Consider the following 3,274-nt stretch of genomic DNA (forward strand, 5'->3'; position numbering starts at 1 on the left):
TGGATCATCAAAAGCGACTTTTTGAAATTTTTCTCCCCCATGGGGGAGAAAGCTCCATTCTTTCAAACAGTTAATCAATCAACTAAGTTAAGAACAATTCTTAACTACAAACTTATTATACGAGGAGATGATGATGCTTACTGAGGACAGAAAACTGGCTAAGGACCGCTTATTGCCGTAAATTATCATATTAATAGTAGAAACTGTTCCGATCGGTGCCAAAGCAACGAGTACTAATGAGATACGGACCAATTCTGGCAGTGGCAGGACCAGGAAAAATATAGCGGCGACTAGGCTACCGATAATATACCGGGTAGCCAGGAGCTGTCTGACTCGCTTGAACGATACTGAGTCGATGCGTATTTCTAGATACAAGCCGACCATGAACATGGACAAGAAAGCATTCCCGCTTGAAAAGAGTCTGAAAACTGACAGCATTTCTTCTGTCAGAACAATACCGATAAGTGCAAGAAGAAACATGACAATATAAGTAGTGAAAGAAGGGGATCGGAACAACCTCAAGATCCTTCTGATATAACCATCGTTCGAGTGATTCTGTCCGGTCATTTTATCGACGATCATTGGGGATCCGCCGAACAGCATGAGTGCATTTCCCATGTCAAAGCTACCTATATAAGGAATGGCTGCCGGGAAAAACCCCTGGACAAAAGGGATAGTAAAGTTGCCAATATTGTATCCAGCCTGACTGAACATCATCAGGGACTGAAGTGGGGCTTCTTTATTACGCCATAAAAAGCCACCCAGGGTGACAAGAGCGATATTCGTGAGGAGACCGAGAGAGATCATGATAAACAAAATAGGTTCTACTGAAACCCCGTTAAATCCGACAACAATCGTCGCAGGAAGGGTCAGGTTAAGTATGATTTTCTGCAGGGCTACTCCGTCAGTTGATCTCAGTATTTTAGCTTGTTTGAATAAGTAGGCCACTAGTATGACCAGTAAAAATTTGAAAAGACTGTAAAAGGACTGCCAGCACAGTTAATCTCCACCTTTCTATATGCAACAACAGTATACCATTATCAGTCATGTCTTGTGAAAGGGAATTCATAGTTAAATATGGAGTAGAATAAGTCAATTCGCTTTGATTGCCAAACTAATAATCTGCTATACTATTTCTGAAAAGGGGAATGAATATGGAACAATCTGCAGAAAGATGGAAAGTGCTGCTCGGCGGTGTCATGATGCAGCTATGTATTGGAGGGATCTACACGTGGAGTTTGTTTAACCAACCATTAGTCGATGCCTTCGGATGGGAGAGAACAGAAGTTTATACGGCCTATTCTCTTATCGTATTTATTTTCGCATTTGTCACCATTTTTTCTGGGCGACTGCAGGACAGAATCGGACCGCGACTAGTTGGGACGATCGGAATGATATGTTTCAGTGCAGGTCTGATAATTGCCTCGCAGGCACGGTCCCTGCCAGTTTTGTATCTAGGCTACAGTCTTGTAGGAGGTATCGGTGTCGGTATGGTCTACGTCTGTCCGTTGTCGACTGGTGTGAAGTGGTACCCGAGAAAGAAAGGGATGGTGACAGGGATCATCATCGGCGCGTTCGGAATGGGCGGGTTTATTTTTAACGTAATTCCGAAAGAAGTCTCCCACTTCTAAGCGTATGGGTGCGAAGCACCAGTGAAAGTGGGAGATGAATTTCGGTCAAGCGATAGCTTGAAGTGGTAAATGTCGTTCTCATTTGGTATGCTTTGTGTATAGATGATAACCAAGTCTATATCTAGGCGACAATCAAGCCTACTGAGTATTCCTTGGCGTTAGCCAAGTAAAAGAAAACCTATGAGGCAGGGACTGCCTTTTGAGCCTACCCATATCCGATTCCTCTGTCTGCATGAAATCTGTGCAGACAAGAATGGAGTTCGTAGGAAGCCCCCACTTCAAAATCCGGAGGATTTAAGTGGTGGGTAGTTCACCTTTTTATTATCCGCACTGATCAGTTCGATTGGGGTATCTCAGACCTTTTTAGTTCAAGGCCTGGTCTACGCATTAGTAGGGATTACTGGGGCACAGATGCTTAAAGTTCCAACACAGTCAGAAAACAAGCACGTGCTTGTCAACGAAAATGACTTTACTACAAAAGGCATGTTGAAGACCCCGGCATTTTACTTATTGTGGATCATGTACTTTGCAGGAAGTCTGAGTGGCTTGCTGGTTATCGGCTTGTCTCAGGATATTGCGAGAGATCTGGTCGGCCTGTCTCCTAAAACAGCAGGTTATGCAGTAGCTGTAGCTGCTGTATTCAATGCTTTAGGGAGACTGGGATGGGGTGCACTGTCTGACTTGATCGGACGATTGAGAGTGTTTACTCTCCTGTTTGGTCTGACTGCTGTATCGATGGCGGTGCTTAGTTTATTTCAGCTCAATGCGTTTACTTACTTTGCGATACTAGGCATTATAGTCAGCTGTTTCGGCGGATTTCTAGCGACGTTTCCGGCAGTGTGCAGCGATTATTTCGGCACATACTATTTTGGATCGAACTATGGTTTGCTCTATCAGGCTTATGGAATATCTGCGCTCATCGGTCCGCTGCTTCTTTCAGCAGTGTCTCAGGAAACACATGCCTTCTTATGGGCATCAGTCTTCGCGCTGCTCGGTTTAGTTCTGACGTTCTTTGTCAGAACACCAGGAAACTTCTCTACAGCTGGAAATCAGTACTCGGAGAAGTAAGCTGGATCAAAGCCGTAACTTTTACACATTTATTAGATTAAATATACATAATCCAGTTACATCCTTCTTGTTGAAGCGCTTTCATATGTGGTATAATCATATAAAGAAATAGGTGAAGCAGTATAGAAAGGAGGAGCAGAGATGTTATTTACTGAAGTAACGGACGAGCGAGCAAAAGACAAAAAACCAGCTAAGATTTTATCTATAGTTACAGGCATAGATAAAGCGATCATACAGTCAGGTGTACAGGAATATGGCTATGAAATGATACTTGAAAACCCTGCTTTACTGAAAATAACCGAGGAAGACCAGCAGAGGATTAGAGAGGCACGTAAACTGGGATACTTGGATGTCACATTATTATAAAAATATACAGAAAAAGTAATAGCACCTTTATGAAAAGGAGCGGGCAATAAAGGAGAGCACAAGTGTAGTAACTGTGCTCTCTTTTTCATGTGCGCCCGGCATGGGCGACAACTTGGTGGTGAAAGTCCACTACAGACTTGGCAGTAGGAACTGTTAGCGAAAGACAAGGGTGTCCGCCGTGAGGCGGAATCTGAAGGAAGTCGGACGCA

General features: G+C 43.6%; 4 protein-coding genes. 3 read left to right on the forward strand and 1 reads right to left on the reverse strand.

Going from position 1 to position 3,274, the window contains the following annotated elements:
- Positions 1 to 87 precede the first annotated feature (87 nt).
- Positions 88 to 948, reverse strand: coding sequence for an AEC family transporter (locus ACYQ4S_RS11360; protein WP_459771224.1), 861 nt, complete (start codon positions 946 to 948; stop codon positions 88 to 90).
- 206 nt (positions 949 to 1,154) lie between these two features.
- Between ACYQ4S_RS11360 and ACYQ4S_RS11365 the strand changes: the two genes are divergently transcribed.
- From ACYQ4S_RS11365 to ACYQ4S_RS11375, 3 genes are all read left to right on the forward strand, one after another.
- Positions 1,155 to 1,631 carry an MFS transporter gene (locus ACYQ4S_RS11365; RefSeq protein ID WP_459771226.1) on the forward strand — a complete coding sequence of 159 codons (477 nt, stop codon included), beginning with the start codon at positions 1,155 to 1,157 and terminating at the stop codon, positions 1,629 to 1,631.
- 411 nt (positions 1,632 to 2,042) lie between these two features.
- Positions 2,043 to 2,699 (forward strand): MFS transporter, encoded by a 657-nt coding sequence (locus tag ACYQ4S_RS11370; RefSeq protein ID WP_459771227.1) that lies wholly within the window; start codon positions 2,043 to 2,045, stop codon positions 2,697 to 2,699.
- A 141-nt stretch (positions 2,700 to 2,840) separates the two neighbouring features.
- On the forward strand, positions 2,841 to 3,065 hold the full coding sequence (locus ACYQ4S_RS11375) for a hypothetical protein (protein ID WP_346023725.1): 225 nt from the start codon (positions 2,841 to 2,843) through the stop codon (positions 3,063 to 3,065).
- Positions 3,066 to 3,274: the final 209 nt, after the last annotated feature.

Source organism: Alkalibacterium sp. s-m-28, assembly GCF_054658175.1.